We start from the raw sequence: 15,625 nt of genomic DNA on the forward strand, positions 1-15,625 counted from the left end.
ACGCAGCGGATTTGTTCTGCCGCACATGGATAACAAGGCGCAATCAGCGTCGTTCAAAACAGTGGGGACATAATGATGAATATTAAAGCACACGTTAAAGGCGCTCTGTTAGCCGCCATGCTTTCTGCAACAGCGCTTCAGGGCGCGTTTGCCGCAGAAGATACGATCAAAGTCGGCATACTTCATTCCCTTTCGGGAACAATGGCCATCTCTGAAACCACGCTTAAGGACGCCATGTTGATGCTCATTGATGAGCAAAACAAAAAAGGCGGGATTCTTGGCAAGAAAATTGAGGCTGTTGTTGTTGATCCGGCTTCAGATTGGCCGCTTTTTGCTGAGAAAGCCCGCGACCTCATCGAAAAGGACAAGGTTGCTGCCGTCTTCGGCTGCTGGACTTCCGTATCACGCAAATCGGTGTTGCCGGTTTTCAAAGAGTTGGACAATTTGCTCTTCTATCCTGTCCAGTATGAAGGTGAAGAGAGCGAGCGCAATGTGTTTTATACTGGCGCAGCACCCAACCAGCAGGCAATTCCTGCTGTCGACTATCTTGCTGAAAATGAAGGTGTCGAACGCTGGGTCCTTGCTGGCACCGATTATGTCTACCCGCGCACAACCAACAAGATACTCGAGGCCTATTTGAAGGCCAAGGGCGTTGCGGCTGAAGACATCATGGTGAGCTACACACCTTTCGGACATAAAGACTGGCAGACCATCGTTTCAGACATTAAGAAGTTCGGTTCCGCGGGTAAGAAGACGGCCGTTGTCTCAACCATCAACGGCGACGCAAACGTTCCGTTTTATAAAGAGCTCGGTAATCAAGGCATCAAGGCTGAAGATATTCCGGTTGTAGCATTTTCTGTCGGCGAGGAAGAGCTTGCCGGACTTGATACGACACCGCTCGTCGGTCACTTGGCGGCCTGGAACTACTTCCAATCGGTCAACACACCGGCCAACGCCGAATTCATCAAGACTTGGAAAGCCTATACCAAGGACGACAAGCGCGTAACAAACGATCCAATGGAGGCCCATTATATTGGTTTCAATATGTGGGTGAAAGCTGTCGAAGCCGCCGGAACCACAGATCCGGATAAGGTCATTGATTCCATTGTCGGCGTGTCGGTGCCCAATCTCTCCGGCGGCTACTCAACGATGATGCCAAACCATCACATCACAAAGCCTGTCCTCATCGGCGAAATTCAATCGGACGGCCAGTTTGAAACCGTGTTCGAAACACCCGGATTGCTGGTAGGGGATGAATGGTCCGACTATCTGCCGGATTCCAAAGATCTTATCTCTGATTGGCGCAAGCCAATGTCATGCGGCAATTTTAATGTCGCAACCGGCAAATGTGGCGGCAAAGGCTCCTAATGATTGAATTGAGTCACGGGCGCTCCAGCCCGTGACTTTCCATTTGCTCGACTAGAGGAGAGGGCCACAGAGCTCTTTCAAAATTCATGTATCGCGCAATCAAAATACTTATGCTCATCATCTGTCTGATCATGCTTGTTCCGGTATCGGAAAGTTGGGCCGATCAGAATAATCGCTTGGGTATAAATGCCTTGGGTCAGGGTAACTTTTCACAGGTTGCCGATAAGATCGCCGAACTATCCCGTACTGGCGATATTGCGCTTGTCCCAGTGTTTGAAGCGCTGGCAGCAGGTGATCTTTATGTGAGAAAAGCCGATAAGACTGTCTTTGTAGTCAAGGAAAATGGTAGTGAACTGAACCTGTCTGATGCTGTAACCGGAGCGTCAGCGGGACAAGGGGCGAAAGCCGATTTCGAGCGTATCAAGGTTAATAATAGTCTGCGTCGCGCTGTCAAAACCGCCATTGGAGCGCTCACGCTGCTCAGCCCGGATAGGGAGATAAGACTTCGGGCGGCCAGTTCAGTTTTTTCCTCGCCGAGCACAGACGCGCTTGAGCTCATAGAGACGGCAATAACAAACGAGAAAGACACCTATATCAAATCTGTCATGGAGCAGGCGAGGGCTGCTGCTATTTTAAAGTCAGATCGCTCGCTTGATGACAAGCGCGCCGCTGTAAAAACAATCGGAGAGCGTGGTGACAGAGATGCTCTTGGCATCTTGAGTGCCGTTCAGGCAAACGCTGATGGCGAGCTTCGAACAGACATAGACAATACCATAACTGCGTTACAGTCAGCTCAGGCGCTTTGGGATGTCGGCCAGAATGTCTGGTACGGCTTGTCTCTTGGATCCGTCCTTTTGCTGGCTGCTATCGGCCTTGCCATTACTTTTGGTGTGATGGGCATCATCAATATGGCCCATGGTGAAATGGTGATGCTTGGCGCCTACACTACGTTCATGGTCCAAGAGATAATCAGGTCGTCCTATCCGCATCTTTTTGACTGGTCATTGATAATTGCACTCCCGGTTGCGTTCGCTATTACGGGTGTCATTGGTCTTATAATTGAACGTGGAATTATTCGTTTTCTCTATGGGCGACCGCTGGAGACATTGCTGGCAACGTGGGGCGTATCGCTTATTCTGCAGCAGGGCGTTCGTTCAATCTTCGGTCCCAGCAATCGTGAAGTCGGAAACCCGTCGTGGATGTCAGGCGGTTTCGAACTTGGTGGTATGACGCTGACCTATAACCGCATGTGGATTGTGGTGTTTGCTGCAGGCGTTTTCCTGACGTTGCTGTTCGTGCTTAAGCGCTCGAGATTTGGGTTGCAAATGCGTGCTGTTACGCAAAACCGAAGGATGGCATCATCAATGGGTATCAAGACCCCTTGGGTCGATGCTTTTACCTTTGCCCTTGGTTCAGGCATTGCTGGGATTGCCGGCGTTGCCCTTTCGCAAATTGATAACGTCTCACCCAATCTTGGTCAAAGCTACATTATTGATAGTTTCATGGTTGTAGTTTTCGGCGGCGTTGGAAATCTCTGGGGCACGCTTGTGGGGGCACTTTCGCTTGGCGTCGTCAATAAGCTCCTTGAACCATATACCGGTGCCGTTCTTGGCAAAATTCTTATCCTGGTTCTCATCATTCTTTTTATTCAGAGGCGGCCACGCGGGCTCTTTGCACTCAAGGGAAGGGCGGTGGAAGCATGATCAGCGCGTTCGTTTTTAAATCGCTCGACAGGAATGTCTCCCTCTGCATTGTAATCCTTCTGGCCATTGCATGCGTGGTACCCGCACTTAATCTTTTAGTGCCAACCGACAATCTATTTCATATTCCAACCTACGCGATGTCGCTATTTGGAAAATATCTCACCTATGCATTGCTAGCCCTGGCACTTGATCTTGTCTGGGGTTTTTGCGGGATATTGTCTCTTGGACATGCCGCATTTTTCGCCCTTGGCGGCTATGTCATGGGAATGTATCTGGTTCGCCAGATCGGCGCACGCGGCGTCTATGGAAACCCAAATCTGCCGGATTTCATGGTGTTTTTGAATTGGAAGGAAATGCCTTGGTATTGGTATGGCTTTGACCACTTCTGGTTCGCCGCCATTATGATATTCGCCGTTCCTGGTATTCTTGCTTTTGTGTTCGGCTGGCTGGCATTCCGCTCGCGTGTAACAGGCGTCTATCTGTCCATTATCACGCAGGCGATGACCTATGCCTTACTGCTCGCCTTTTTTCGCAATGAAATGGGATTTGGCGGTAATAATGGCCTTACCGATTTTAAAGACTTGCTTGGCTTCAACATTCAATCGCAAGGCATGAGGGCATCCTTGTTCGCCGCGTCTGCGTTCGCGCTGGCAGTGGCGCTGCTTATCAGTTCAGCTATCGTTCGATCAAAATTTGGGAAGGTTCTGGTTGGTCTGCGCGATGCTGAGAGCAGGACACGCTTTCTCGGTTACCGGCCAGAAAATTACAAGCTCGTTACCTTCACCATTTCCGCAATGATGGCGGGTGTTGCCGGTGCGCTTTACGTTCCGCAGGTCGGGATTATCAATCCCGGTGAATTTGCACCAGCCAATTCGATCGAAGTCGTCATCTGGACCGCCGTTGGAGGACGTGGAACACTCATTGGCCCTATCATTGGGGCTACACTTGTGAATTTCGGCAAGAGTATTTTCACTGCACAGTTTCCGGAAATTTGGCTTTTTGCGCTGGGAGCACTTTTCGTTGCAACCACGTTGTTCTTGCCCAAAGGCATCGTTGGGACCATTCAGCAAATATTGAAATCCAGAAACGATAAAACCAGAGCGCTTTCCTTTAATCGCCTGCCTAAAGCCAAGAATGCCGAAAAGAACGCTGATATCCCTGCTGAACCACTGGCTGCGGAGTAGATCATGTCCGACATCAAACCAAAGAGCCTGTTGTATCTGGACAATGTATCCGTATCATTCGACGGCTTTAGAGCACTGAACGCCTTGTCTTTTGTGATTGCTCCCGGTGAGTTAAGGGCAATTATTGGCCCGAACGGTGCCGGTAAAACGACAATGATGGATATTATCACTGGAAAGACCCGGCCGGACGAGGGTGAGGTATTCTTCGAAGATAACATCGATCTTACGACCAGAGACGAGGCTGATATCGCTCAGCTTGGCATCGGCCGCAAATTCCAGAAGCCCACAGTGTTCGAAAGCCACACTGTTTGGGATAATCTCGAGCTGGCGCTTAATCGTAAGCGGGGAACCTTTGCGACCTTATTCTACAATCTATCGCCAGAGGATGGCGCTCGTATCTATGAAATTCTTGAAACCGTGCGACTGACCGCACGCAAGGATGAACTGGCGGCCAGTCTTAGCCATGGGCAAAAACAATGGCTGGAAATCGGTATGCTCCTGGCGCAAGAGCCCAAACTCTTGCTTGTTGATGAGCCGGTCGCGGGAATGACCGATGCGGAAACTTCTGAAACTGCCGCTCTCCTCAAAGAGATTGCGAAAACCCGGGCGGTCATCGTTGTTGAACATGATATGGGCTTCATCCGCGATCTTGGCGTGCGGGTCACATGCCTCGCTGAAGGCTCGGTACTTGCTGAAGGGTCACTTGATTTCGTCAGTAATGATCCCCGAGTCATAGAAAACTATTTGGGGAGGTGAGCCATGCTGTCTGTTGAACAAGTCAATTTGCATTATGGCGCGGCGCAAGCCTTGCGGGGGATTACGCTGGACGCCAACGCTGGAAAGATCACCTGCGTGCTCGGCCGAAACGGTGTTGGTAAAACAAGCTTATTGAGAGCGATTACCGGTCAGCACAATATCAGCGCGGGTAAAGTGATGTTCGATGGTGTTGAACTCAATGGTATGGCCCCATACACGCGGGCGAAATATGGCATTGGTTATGTACCGCAAGGCCGTGAAATTTTTCCGCTTTTGAGCGTTAAGGAGAACCTTGAAACCGGTTATGCGCAGCTTCCCCGCTCCGAACGAAATATCCCCTCGGATGTTTACAACCTGTTTCCCGTCCTCAAATCTATGTTGTCGCGTCGTGGCGGTGATCTTTCCGGTGGCCAGCAACAGCAACTCGCCATCGGGCGCGCATTGGTCATGCGCCCCAAAATTCTGGTTCTTGATGAGCCCACCGAAGGAATCCAGCCGTCGATAATCAAGGATATCGGTCGCGCCATCGTTTACCTGCGAGATTCTTTCGGAATGACGATACTTCTCGTCGAACAGTATCTCGACTTTTGTCGCGAACTCGCGGACCATGTTTACATCATGGATCGAGGTGAGATCGTCGCCGAGGGCGCTGCGGAAATTCTCGACACGACTGAAGCGCGCCGGCATCTGACGGTCTGACCATTGGGGTTGCAATTTTTGGATATGCTCGGCCAGCCGACGATTGTTCAAAACCGGGCGCAGCGCGCATCCGGGGCAGGACGATTATCGGCACGGCGGGTAGAGGGAAAAACGCGGATTTCCACATTGTTTCAGGAGGGGTGTGCGAAACTGCGCTTTCCAGTCAGTTCTGGAACCCATCTGGAAGCAGTCATGATCAACAGTGCAGGTGGTCTTACAGGCGGCGATGCGATGCAGTGGAGTTTTGCCCTCGGCGATCATTGCGCGGCTCAAATAACGACCCAGGCTTGCGAGAAAATCTATAAAGCTGTTTCAGGGACAGTCGCCACCGTCTCGACCCAAATTGACGTTGGACCTGATTCCTATGTTGCATGGCTACCGCAAGAAACCATTCTGTTCGAAAAAGCCGATCTCAAGCGAACGCTAAATGTAAATCTTGCTGCGCGTGCGCGGGCTTTGCTGGTTGAATCCACCATATTCGGGCGAAAGGCCTTTGGCGAGACAATCGAAACTGCGCAGTTTTCTGATCAGTGGCGTATCCGGCAAGACGGCAGACTACTCCACGCCGAGAATTTTTCCATCGGTCCTCAGGCTGGGTCATCATTGAAACGGCCAGCCCTGCTTGGAAGCTATCATGCTGTAGCAACGGTACTTTTAGTTTCTCCGGATTGCGAGCGGTTACTTGATCCGGCGCGTCTAATCATAGGTGATCAAGGAGGCGCATCAGTATGGATGGGCAAGCTTGTGGCTCGCTTGGTAGATTTTGATGCTTACCACTTGCGCAAGCGCCTCATCCCGCTGCTCGGCCTGCTGAATGGCGGCGAAGATCTGCCGCGAATATGGACAACATAAAAGGAAAATCAAACGATGAATTTACTGCCGCGCGAGAAGGACAAGCTGCTGATTTCCATGGCAGCCATGGTGGCGAGGCGCCGTCTGGAGCGTGGTGTGAAACTCAATCATCCCGAAGCTATCGCTTTGATCACCGACTTTGTCGTTGAGGGCGCGCGTGATGGCCGATCTGTCGCGGATCTCATGGAAGCCGGCGCGCATGTGATCACACGTAGTCAGGTGATGGAGGGTATTGCCGAGATGATTCACGACGTTCAAGTCGAAGCGACCTTCCCCGACGGCACCAAGCTTGTCACAGTTCACGAACCGATCCGGTAGTTGGTATTTAGAGAGAAACTCATGAAGAAAATATTGTTATTGACTTTGCCTCTGGCCTTGGCAGCGACCACTCCTGCCCTTGCTCATATCAACCCTGCGGAACACGGCTCGTTCGGTGCAGGTTTTTCCCATCCAATCTCTGGCGCGGACCACATGCTGGCGATGATAGCCGTTGGGCTATGGGCCGTACTGCTTGGGGCACGCGCCATGTGGCTGGTCCCGGCTGCATTCGTTGGCACAATGATTGCAGGGTTCTTGTTGGCTATCGCCGGCGTGAAGCTACCATTTGCCGAGCCTGCAATTCTTGCTTCAGTTGTCGCTATCGGATTGTTTGCTGCCGTGGCACTCAAGGTTCCAACGTCGTTGGCAATGGCTCTCGTTGGTTTTTTCGCACTGTTTCATGGTTATGCCCACGGTAGTGAAATGGGCACGGCCACCGCTGGCAGCTATCTTCTTGGCTTTGCGCTTGCCACAACTTTGCTTCACGTTACTGGGCTGGCTGCTGGTGCTTTATTGGGTGCCGGCATCGGGCGCACCATCATCCGTGTAGCGGGTGCGAGCACAGCATTCATTGGTCTTTGGTTGGCGCTTGGAGCATGACTATGATTCCTGGTCAAATTATAACGGTGGCAGGGGACATCGAACTTAATGTCGGAGCCCCTGTCACTGTCTTGAAAGTCGCCAACACAGGTGACCGTCCAATCCAGGTCGGATCGCACTATCATTTTTATGAGACCAATGAGGCATTGGTTTTTGATCGGCAACTGACCCGGGGCATGCGGCTGGATATTGCTGCCGGCACGGCTGTGCGTTTCGAGCCAGGTCAGGAACGCGATGTGACATTGATACCGTTTGGCGGCGACCGCGTGGTTTATGGATTCCAACAGAAAATCATGGGGAAGCTCTGAGATGCCAGCCAGAATAACACGATCTGCCTATGCCCAGATGTTTGGCCCAACAGTTGGAGACAAAATTAGGCTGGCCGACACCGAACTCTTTATCGAGGTCGAGAATGATTTCACAATCTATGGCGAAGAAGTAAAATTTGGCGGCGGTAAGGTCATTCGGGATGGCATGGGCCAAAGTCAGGTCACGCGAGCAGATGGCGCCGTAGACACGGTGATTACCAATGCTCTGGTGGTCGACGTGACGGGAATATTCAAGGCCGATATTGGTTTGCGCGATGGACAGATTGCCGGCATCGGCAAGGCTGGCAATCCGGACACGCAACCAGGTGTAACGATCATTGTTGGGCCGGGAACCGAAGTTATTGCAGGCGAAGGAAAAATTCTCACTGCAGGTGGAATGGACGCGCATATTCACTTCATCTGTCCGCAACAGATTGATGAGGCTTTGATGTCGGGAGTAACCACCATGTTCGGTGGTGGTACGGGTCCGGCTCACGGAACCTTGGCTACGACATGTACACCCGGACCATGGCATATGGCGCGCATGATCCGTTCCTTTGATGCGATACCGATGAACATTGGTCTGTCCGGCAAAGGCAACGCATCACGTCCAGCAGCGCTGGAAGAGATGATCCTCGGAGGCGCGTGCTCTTTGAAGCTGCACGAAGACTGGGGAACAACGCCTGCTGCGATAGACAATTGCCTCACTGTTGCTGACCAGTATGACGTGCAGGTGATGATCCATACCGACACACTGAACGAAAGCGGATTTGTCGAGGATACGGTTGCTGCCTTCAAAGGGCGCACCATTCATGCCTTTCATACTGAAGGGGCGGGCGGTGGACACGCGCCCGACATCATCAAGATTTGTGGGCTTCCCAATGTGATCCCCTCATCGACCAATCCGACACGTCCCTACACGAGAAATACCATTGCAGAACATCTCGACATGCTGATGGTCTGCCACCACCTTTCTCCATCCATTCCCGAAGATGTGGCGTTTGCAGAAAGCCGTATCCGTAAGGAAACGATTGCGGCAGAGGATATTCTGCACGATATCGGTGCGTTCTCGATCATCTCTTCGGACAGTCAAGCCATGGGCCGTGTCGGCGAAGTTCTGATCCGGACCTGGCAGACAGCGGACAAAATGAAACGCCAACGCGGAAGTTTGCCACAGGAACAGGGGGATAATGATAATTTCCGCGTGAAGCGATACATAGCCAAATATACGATTAATCCGGCTATTGCGCAGGGTATTTCCCGTCATATTGGTTCAATCGAAGTTGGCAAGCGTGCCGACCTTGTTTTATGGAATCCGGCGTTCTTTGGGGTCAAACCTGACCTTGTGCTGCTTGGTGGTTCCATTGCTGCCGCTCCGATGGGTGACCCGAACGCTTCGATCCCGACGCCGCAACCGGTGCATTATCGCCCTATGTTCGGGGCCTTCGGCAAGACTGTTACTTCTTCATCTGTGACCTTTGTCAGTAAGGCCGCGGTTGAAAATGGTCTTCGATCGACCTTGGAAGTTGAAAAGGAGCTCGTTGCGGTCGAGAATACGCGCGGAGGCATTTCCAAGTCGTCGATGGTACATAATTCGGCAACGCCGCATGTGGAAGTTGACCCCGAAACTTATGAAGTTCGGGCTGACGGTGAATTGTTGACGTGCGAAGCCGCCGTCACGCTGCCTATGACGCAGCGTTATTTTCTGTTCTGAGCGCGTCAATGAAAGATCATTTTACAAGGCTTGCTCGCTATAACCAATGGGCAAATAAGCAGATCTATGAGGCCGCCGCTCTGTTAGACAAGGAAGATTACTTTGCAGATCGCCGGGCTTACTTCAAATCCATGCACGGCACCTTGAACCACCTGCTTGCGGTCGACAAATTGTGGTTTGGCAGATTTACCGGCAATCTCTACGCATTGCCGTCATATGACGTCATTTTACACGATACCTTCGGCGAACTGCGCACCGCGCGTATCGCATTTGACGAGCATATTATTGACGTTATCCAAGCTATGGAAGAAGCTGACATTTCCGCACCTTTTCACTGGGTTATGCTGAATGGAGCGCCCTTTACTTCGACGCTCGACCGGTGCCTGACACAAATTTTCAATCATCAGACGCATCATCGGGGGCAGGCTCATACGCTTCTGTCGCAACTCACAGGCGCTGCGCCACCGCTGGATTTCTTTATTCGCATGAATGACGATTTTATTGAGGAGTTCGAAATATGAGACGTGTCACAGGGCATGACCATTCAGGTCATTTTGAGGGGATACCTTTCGACACAATTGTTCTTGCGCATGATGAGCGACATTTACGCCGGAAGGTCCTGACGCTGCAGCAGGGCGAACAGATTTTGGTTGATCTGCCGGAGCCTGTTCTGTTTGCCCACGGAGATGTCCTGGTTCTTGAAGATGGAAGTCTTGCGGAGATTGTCGCCGCGGAAGAAGCTCTCTACGAAGTATTGCCGCGCGATCAAAAGCACTTGACGGAACTTGCCTGGCATCTGGGCAATCGCCATCTGGCTGCCCAATTTGAGGACTCTCGAATTCTCATTCTTCAGGATCATGTGATCAAGGCAATGCTGGAAGGGCTTGGTGCGCGCGTAGGCGAGATTTCGGCTCCTTTTCAGCCCCTACGGGGTGCCTATCATAGTGGACATAGCCCCGATCATCACTCCCACGAATCACATCACCATCATGATTGACAATGGGGCACTGCTTCGTTTGATGACTTGGCTTTCCCCCGCTTTCCCGGTGGGCGCATTTTCATACAGCCACGGTATTGAACAGGCAATTCATCACGGGCTGGTTCATGACAGGCAGAGCCTTGAAGATTGGCTCATCGATATTTTAAATGAAGGCTCGGGATGGAATGATGCGGTGCTTTTCGCTCAAAGCCATCAGATTGCCAAAAGCGGCTCCGATTTTTCAGAGATCGCGGATTTGGCGGAAGCACTCGCTGGCTCCCGCGAGCGGCACATGGAAACAATGCTGCAGGGCGAAGCATTTTTGAGTGCAGCGCAAGCATGGCCAAATCCAGTGTCGGAAAGGTTGCCTTCCCGAGTTGCCAGTCCTGTTGCCGTAGGCGCGATAGCCGGAGCTCATGGTATTGAGATTGAAGCAGCACTTTGTGCTTTCTTACACGGCTTTATATCCAATCTGATTCAAGGAGCGGTGCGGCTCGTCCCCTTGGGGCAGCGCGATGGCGTCGCGATACTGGCAGGACTGGAAGAAGACATACAGTCTTGTTCAAGCAAGGCAGCAAAATCTACACTGGATAATCTTGGCACCTGTGCCGTGATTTCCGACATCATGGCGATGCGCCATGAAACACAATATTCCCGGGTTTTCAGGTCATGATTTCAAAGAATGGTCCACTTCGCGTTGGTATTGGCGGTCCCGTAGGATCAGGCAAGACAACTGTCACTGAAATGCTGTGTAAAGCCATGCGTGATCGCTATTCGCTGGCTGTAGTCACCAACGACATTTATACCAAGGAAGATGCGTTGATCCTCAACAGATTGCAGGCACTGCCGGAAGACAGGATCATGGGCGTCGAAACTGGTGGCTGCCCCCATACGGCGATCCGCGAAGATGCAACGATCAACCTTCAGGCCATCGCGGCAATGAACCAGCTACATCCCGATCTCGATATTGTGTTTATTGAGTCGGGCGGCGACAATCTTGCTGCAACTTTTTCCCCCGATCTCGCCGATATAACCCTTTATGTCATATCTGTTTGCCAGGGCGAAAAGATACCGCGCAAAGGAGGCCCGGGAATCACACGTTCAGATCTCCTGATCGTCAACAAAAAAGACCTGGCACCTTATGTTGGCGCCGATCTCGACGTCATGGCCAGTGATACAAAAACCCAGCGCGGGCCGAAACCTTTTGTCTTCACCGACATGTTGCGCAGAGATGGGCTGGATGAAGTTATCCGATTTATCGAGAGTGCAGGCGGACTGCAGCACGCGTGATAAACCGCTTTAATTCTTGGCTGATGGAGATCCGATAAAAACCAGTAACTTGTGACTCAATCTGAAATCACTTGACGACTCAGTCAGACTCAGTTGAATTTACGCTTTGATATCAGAAATTGGATTTTAAGCGTGTATGTTGTCTCCAACTGAAAAAGACCAGAGCCACCGTACCGGCAAGAAAGTTCGCTCGCTTACGCGATTGGTCGAGGCGGACGCAGATCTTCTTAGCGCGCAGCTAAGGGAGCTGCGGTCGCGTGCTTTCCCGCCAACTGCAGAAAAAGAATTAAGAAAGTTTACGTCAGGTGAAGCTGCTCGCCTGATCGGTATTACCGACGCCTATATCCGGCATCTGTCATTGGCTGGCGAAGGACCTGAGGCTGAAAAAACCTCTGGCGGTCGCCGTTTATATTCTCTTGAACAGGTTCATGAGATACGGCGCTACTTGGCTAAGTCAAAAAAGAGTTATCTGCCATCTCGCCAAGGCAACGAACATATGCAGGTCATTGCCGTGACGAACTTTAAAGGTGGCTCGGGCAAGACGACGACCGCGGCTCATGTTGCGCAATATTTTGCAATGCGAGGCTATCGAACGCTGGCTATCGACCTTGATCCACAGGCCTCGTTGTCTGCATTATTCGGCATTCAGCCTGAATTCGATTTGGAAGACAACGATACGATCTATGGTGCTATTCGCTATGATGATCAGCAGCGCCCGATTGCGGACATTATCCGCAAAACTTATTTCGCTGGGCTCGACATCATTCCTGGCAATTTAGAGCTACAGGAGTTCGAGCACGATACGCCACGTATTCTTGCGGAGCGGCGCCGGGGAACGGAAAGACTTTTCTTTTCCCGCATAGCCAATGCTTTGGCAACGGTAGACGATCGCTACGATGTTGTTGTTTTGGATTGCCCGCCTTCGCTTGGCTTCCTTACGCTATCTGCTCTGTGCGCGGCGCGAAGTGTGCTTGTAACAATTCATCCGCAAATGCTCGATGTCGCTTCGATGTCGCAGTTTCTGCACATGACAGCAGGTTTGCTTGAGGTTGTTGAGCAGGCTGGCGGTGATGCCGATTACGATTTTTTCCGCTATGTGGTTACACGATATGAACCGAGCGATGGTCCGCAAGGCCAAATTGTTGGTTTGTTGAAAAGCCTTTTTGGTGAGCGGGTTCTAACGAACGCACTCTTGAAATCTACTGCGATCTCGGATGCCGGCCTGACGAAACAGACATTGTACGAGGTTGGCCGGGAGTACTTCACGCGTGCAACCTATGACAGGGCAATTGAAGCGCTCGATGCAGTGAATCTTGAGATAGAAGAACTGGTGCGCGATGCATGGGGGAGGGCTCTGTGAATAAACGTAGAGACGCTCTTAAAGCTATGATGACGCCCATCAATGATGCGTCACATACCGAACATCGTCATGCCAAGCCTACCCAAAAGTCTGGCTCACTGAAGGCCATGGGATTGTCGTTGCAAAGCCTCTCGGAGGATGCTGATGAGGCGCAGGCATTACGTGATCAAATTGCTTCTGGTGAGCATATCGTCCAAATCGAGGCGAGTCTGATCGACGGTTCGTTTGTTCGTGATCGACTTGATGATGTCGATGCGGGGGACTTCAATGAGTTTAAAGCCAGCATTGAAGAACACGGCCAGCAAGTTCCAATTCTGGTACGCCCAAATCCGCTCGATGAACGTCGTTACCAGGTAGCCTATGGGCACAGGCGCCTTGCAGCGCTTCGTGCCATAGGCAGGCCTGTTAAAGCAATTGTTCGCAATCTTTCCGATGAAGAATTGATTGTCGCGCAAGGCAAGGAAAATCTGGAGAGAAAAGACCTTTCCTTCATTGAGCGTGCACTGTTTGCAGCAAAACTGGAAGCGCATGGCATTGACCGCAACGCCCTTATGGCTGCCCTTGCAGTTCACAAAGGCAATTTGTCGACAATGATCGCTGTAGCAAATTCTCTGCCGGAAGATCTCATTCAAATAATCGGCCCTGCTCCGAAAGTAGGGCGGCCTCGTTGGGAACAACTCTCCCAGCTGCTGCAGAAAGACAATACTCCCTGGAGAGACAGAGTTGATGTGGAGCGGTTGCTTCGCCTTGATAGCGATGCCCGCTTCGCTTTGGTTCTCAAAAGCCTGTTGCCGCGAAAATCCGGTCCTTCGATCCATCCATTGAAGTCCAAAGAAGGCTTGTCCTATGCGCAGATTGAACAAGCCAACGGCAAAACAAAGCTGACTATCGATGAAACCCTGGCCCCTGAATTCGGGAATTATTTAATAACACATCTGCCTGAGATCTATGCCGCTTTTCTTCGCGGCGAAAAAAGTGAACCGCGTATTAGAGAACTCTAACTGGAGAGAAATCGCAAAAGAAAAGGCCCCCGAAACTGACGTCACGGAAGCCCTCTCAAAGTCTAAGCAACTTGAGAATCGCATTTCCGAGAATCACTGTCAAGCGTTTAACGCCGTTTCGGCGAGCAGATTTCTTTTGCCTGATTGAGGGTGAAAGCAATGAACAGGGAAATGACAACGACGCCCTTTGGGCGCCGACCAATGTCGTATGCCATGCTGGATGCGCAAACGGAGGTCAAGAATTGTGACGTCAATGTAGTCGCGGACAAATGGAAACTTTTCCGCATGATTACAGAAGCTCGACCACTGCTGGGCATTTCAGATCGAGCGTTGGCGGTGCTTCACGCATTGCTCAGTTTTCACAAACCGAATGAGTTGGATAGCACAGCGAATCTCATCGTTTTTCCGTCAAATAGGGAACTATCCTTGCGTTGCCACGGGATGGCACCAGTTACATTGCGCAGGCATCTTGCCTCCTTGGTGGAGGCCGGAATGATCATTCGGCGCGATAGCCCGAATGGAAAGCGCTATGTTCGCCGCGATCAGGAAGGTGAATTGAAGACCGCATTCGGCTTTGACCTGCTGCCTTTGGTGGTAAAGGCAATCGAGTACGAGCAACTTGCTGCAACTATTCGCGCTGAGGATCTGGCAAGACGCATCTTGCGAGAGCAGGTAAGTCTTCATCGTAGAGACATTGCCAAGATGATTATCTTTGCTGAGGAACAGGCTTTTGAAGGCCCTTGGGATGCCCTCAGTGAGAGATTTATGCCCCTTGCGCGCCCGCTCCTAAGAGGTTTGGACAGGGTAGGTCTCGAGGCATTGGCAGTGAGTCTGGCCGATTTGCGCGCAGATGTTGAGAAGTTATTGGAATTCAATAATAATTCAGCTAAATCAACCGCCAGTGACGTTCAAAATGAACGGCACATACAGAATCAAAACTCAGACTCTAAATTTGACTTTGAACCTGGCTTTAGAAAAGACCAAGGGGCAGATCGTGGTGATCATCCGGATTGGAATGATGAAGCTGATACCAAAGAACTGCTCAGTTCACCTCAACCGGTGCGCAGTGGTTTAAAGCCGCCAAAAGCCTTTCCGCTGGGACTGGTCCTAAAAGCTTGCCCTGACATAATCGATTACGCACTCGGCGGGATAAATAGTTGGTCTGATCTCATACAAACCGCAAATCTTGTTCGGGTAACCCTCGGGATTAGCCCTGATGCCTGGAACCAGGCCATGGAGATATTCGGTCCCAATGAAGCGGCAATTGTTGTTTCGGCGATCCTTCAAAAGGGTGAAAGTGTTTTAAGTCCGGGCGGATATCTGCGCGCGCTGACAGATAAGGCCCGGGCCGGCTCCTTCTCGTCAGGTCCATTGCTGATGGGCTTACTCCGGGCGAGTACAATCAAACATGAGGCGGAGGCTGGATAAAGATGGGTACGAGCAATTTTTTATGATCGCTTGGTGATCGACGGATTTGCAATTGGCATGATAAG

Annotated in this window: 17 protein-coding genes; all 17 read left to right on the top strand. The window is 51.3% G+C overall.

All coding sequences use genetic code 11. The features are described 5' to 3' along the window. The first annotated feature begins 75 nt into the window (after window positions 1-75). The 17 genes from urtA to repC all read left to right on the top strand — a co-directional run bounded on the left by urtA (window position 76) and on the right by repC (window position 15,560). Window positions 76-1,368, top strand: coding sequence for an urea ABC transporter substrate-binding protein (gene urtA / locus ACTJI9_RS17000; protein WP_307278912.1), 1,293 nt, complete (start codon window positions 76-78; stop codon window positions 1,366-1,368). Between the two features lie 86 nt (window positions 1,369-1,454). Further along, window positions 1,455-3,071: an urea ABC transporter permease subunit UrtB gene (gene urtB, locus ACTJI9_RS17005; protein ID WP_336441417.1), complete on the top strand. Its 1,617-nt coding sequence runs from the start codon at window positions 1,455-1,457 to the stop codon at window positions 3,069-3,071. After that, window positions 3,068-4,255, top strand: coding sequence for an urea ABC transporter permease subunit UrtC (urtC, locus tag ACTJI9_RS17010; protein WP_440809562.1), 1,188 nt, complete (start codon window positions 3,068-3,070; stop codon window positions 4,253-4,255). The genes urtB and urtC overlap by 4 nt, the downstream gene beginning before the upstream one ends. After that, a complete protein-coding gene (urtD, locus tag ACTJI9_RS17015) occupies window positions 4,256-5,011 on the top strand; it encodes an urea ABC transporter ATP-binding protein UrtD (RefSeq protein ID WP_440809825.1) in 756 nt (251 codons plus the stop codon). It abuts the gene before it with no gap. Between the two features lie 3 nt (window positions 5,012-5,014). Next, entirely contained in the window at window positions 5,015-5,710 is a 696-nt protein-coding gene (gene urtE, locus ACTJI9_RS17020; protein WP_115054936.1) for an urea ABC transporter ATP-binding subunit UrtE, read from the top strand. A gap of 192 nt (window positions 5,711-5,902) precedes the next feature. Further along, window positions 5,903-6,562 (top strand): urease accessory protein UreD, encoded by a 660-nt coding sequence (locus ACTJI9_RS17025; RefSeq protein ID WP_337353382.1) that lies wholly within the window; start codon window positions 5,903-5,905, stop codon window positions 6,560-6,562. Between the two features lie 15 nt (window positions 6,563-6,577). Next, on the top strand, window positions 6,578-6,880 hold the full coding sequence (locus tag ACTJI9_RS17030) for an urease subunit gamma (protein WP_008121015.1): 303 nt from the start codon (window positions 6,578-6,580) through the stop codon (window positions 6,878-6,880). 21 nt (window positions 6,881-6,901) lie between these two features. Then, a complete protein-coding gene (locus tag ACTJI9_RS17035) occupies window positions 6,902-7,480 on the top strand; it encodes a HupE/UreJ family protein (protein ID WP_354346446.1) in 579 nt (192 codons plus the stop codon). 2 nt (window positions 7,481-7,482) lie between these two features. Further along, a complete protein-coding gene (locus ACTJI9_RS17040; RefSeq protein ID WP_115054939.1) occupies window positions 7,483-7,788 on the top strand; it encodes an urease subunit beta in 306 nt (101 codons plus the stop codon). A gap of 1 nt (window position 7,789) precedes the next feature. Continuing rightward, the gene (gene ureC, locus ACTJI9_RS17045; protein WP_115054940.1) at window positions 7,790-9,502 is read left to right on the top strand and encodes an urease subunit alpha; all 1,713 of its coding nucleotides are present in this window, start codon (window positions 7,790-7,792) and stop codon (window positions 9,500-9,502) included. Window positions 9,503-9,510: 8 nt separating this feature from the next. Then, window positions 9,511-10,023 (top strand): DinB family protein, encoded by a 513-nt coding sequence (locus ACTJI9_RS17050; protein ID WP_115054941.1) that lies wholly within the window; start codon window positions 9,511-9,513, stop codon window positions 10,021-10,023. Then, complete coding sequence (locus ACTJI9_RS17055; RefSeq protein ID WP_440809568.1) at window positions 10,020-10,499, top strand: urease accessory protein UreE; 480 nt, start codon at window positions 10,020-10,022, stop codon at window positions 10,497-10,499. The genes ACTJI9_RS17050 and ACTJI9_RS17055 overlap by 4 nt, the downstream gene beginning before the upstream one ends. Window positions 10,500-10,521: 22 nt before the next feature. Continuing rightward, window positions 10,522-11,154, top strand: a complete 633-nt coding sequence (locus ACTJI9_RS17060) for an urease accessory protein UreF (RefSeq protein WP_440809570.1) — start codon at window positions 10,522-10,524, stop codon at window positions 11,152-11,154. Beyond that, entirely contained in the window at window positions 11,151-11,771 is a 621-nt protein-coding gene (gene ureG / locus ACTJI9_RS17065) for an urease accessory protein UreG (protein ID WP_115054944.1), read from the top strand. Before ACTJI9_RS17060 ends, ureG begins: the two co-directional genes overlap by 4 nt. A gap of 136 nt (window positions 11,772-11,907) precedes the next feature. After that, window positions 11,908-13,131: a plasmid partitioning protein RepA gene (repA, locus tag ACTJI9_RS17070; protein WP_115054945.1), complete on the top strand. Its 1,224-nt coding sequence runs from the start codon at window positions 11,908-11,910 to the stop codon at window positions 13,129-13,131. Further along, window positions 13,128-14,132: a plasmid partitioning protein RepB gene (repB, locus tag ACTJI9_RS17075; protein ID WP_337353386.1), complete on the top strand. Its 1,005-nt coding sequence runs from the start codon at window positions 13,128-13,130 to the stop codon at window positions 14,130-14,132. Before repA ends, repB begins: the two co-directional genes overlap by 4 nt. Before the next feature lie 171 nt (window positions 14,133-14,303). Next, window positions 14,304-15,560 carry a plasmid replication protein RepC gene (gene repC / locus ACTJI9_RS17080; RefSeq protein WP_440809574.1) on the top strand — a complete coding sequence of 419 codons (1,257 nt, stop codon included), beginning with the start codon at window positions 14,304-14,306 and terminating at the stop codon, window positions 15,558-15,560. Window positions 15,561-15,625: the final 65 nt, after the last annotated feature.

Origin of the sequence: Phyllobacterium sp. 22552, from assembly GCF_052044585.1 — a bacterium.
Lineage (GTDB): Bacteria > Pseudomonadota > Alphaproteobacteria > Rhizobiales > Rhizobiaceae > Phyllobacterium > Phyllobacterium ifriqiyense.

Excerpts from the sequence above, each read along its gene's own strand:
- urtA (WP_307278912.1), top strand. The coding sequence starts at position 76 with ATGAATATTAAAGCACACGTTAAAGGCGCTCTGTTAGCCGCCATGCTT.
- ureC (WP_115054940.1), top strand. The coding sequence starts at position 7,790 with ATGCCAGCCAGAATAACACGATCTGCCTATGCCCAGATGTTTGGCCCA.
- repC (WP_440809574.1), top strand. The coding sequence starts at position 14,304 with ATGACAACGACGCCCTTTGGGCGCCGACCAATGTCGTATGCCATGCTG.
- ACTJI9_RS17040 (WP_115054939.1), top strand. The coding sequence starts at position 7,483 with ATGATTCCTGGTCAAATTATAACGGTGGCAGGGGACATCGAACTTAAT.
- urtC (WP_440809562.1), top strand. The coding sequence starts at position 3,068 with ATGATCAGCGCGTTCGTTTTTAAATCGCTCGACAGGAATGTCTCCCTC.
- ACTJI9_RS17050 (WP_115054941.1), top strand. The coding sequence starts at position 9,511 with ATGAAAGATCATTTTACAAGGCTTGCTCGCTATAACCAATGGGCAAAT.
- urtE (WP_115054936.1), top strand. The coding sequence starts at position 5,015 with ATGCTGTCTGTTGAACAAGTCAATTTGCATTATGGCGCGGCGCAAGCC.
- repA (WP_115054945.1), top strand. The coding sequence starts at position 11,908 with ATGTTGTCTCCAACTGAAAAAGACCAGAGCCACCGTACCGGCAAGAAA.
- ACTJI9_RS17060 (WP_440809570.1), top strand. The coding sequence starts at position 10,522 with ATGACTTGGCTTTCCCCCGCTTTCCCGGTGGGCGCATTTTCATACAGC.
- ACTJI9_RS17025 (WP_337353382.1), top strand. The coding sequence starts at position 5,903 with ATGATCAACAGTGCAGGTGGTCTTACAGGCGGCGATGCGATGCAGTGG.
- urtB (WP_336441417.1), top strand. The coding sequence starts at position 1,455 with ATGTATCGCGCAATCAAAATACTTATGCTCATCATCTGTCTGATCATG.
- ACTJI9_RS17030 (WP_008121015.1), top strand. The coding sequence starts at position 6,578 with ATGAATTTACTGCCGCGCGAGAAGGACAAGCTGCTGATTTCCATGGCA.
- ACTJI9_RS17055 (WP_440809568.1), top strand. The coding sequence starts at position 10,020 with ATGAGACGTGTCACAGGGCATGACCATTCAGGTCATTTTGAGGGGATA.
- ureG (WP_115054944.1), top strand. The coding sequence starts at position 11,151 with ATGATTTCAAAGAATGGTCCACTTCGCGTTGGTATTGGCGGTCCCGTA.
- ACTJI9_RS17035 (WP_354346446.1), top strand. The coding sequence starts at position 6,902 with ATGAAGAAAATATTGTTATTGACTTTGCCTCTGGCCTTGGCAGCGACC.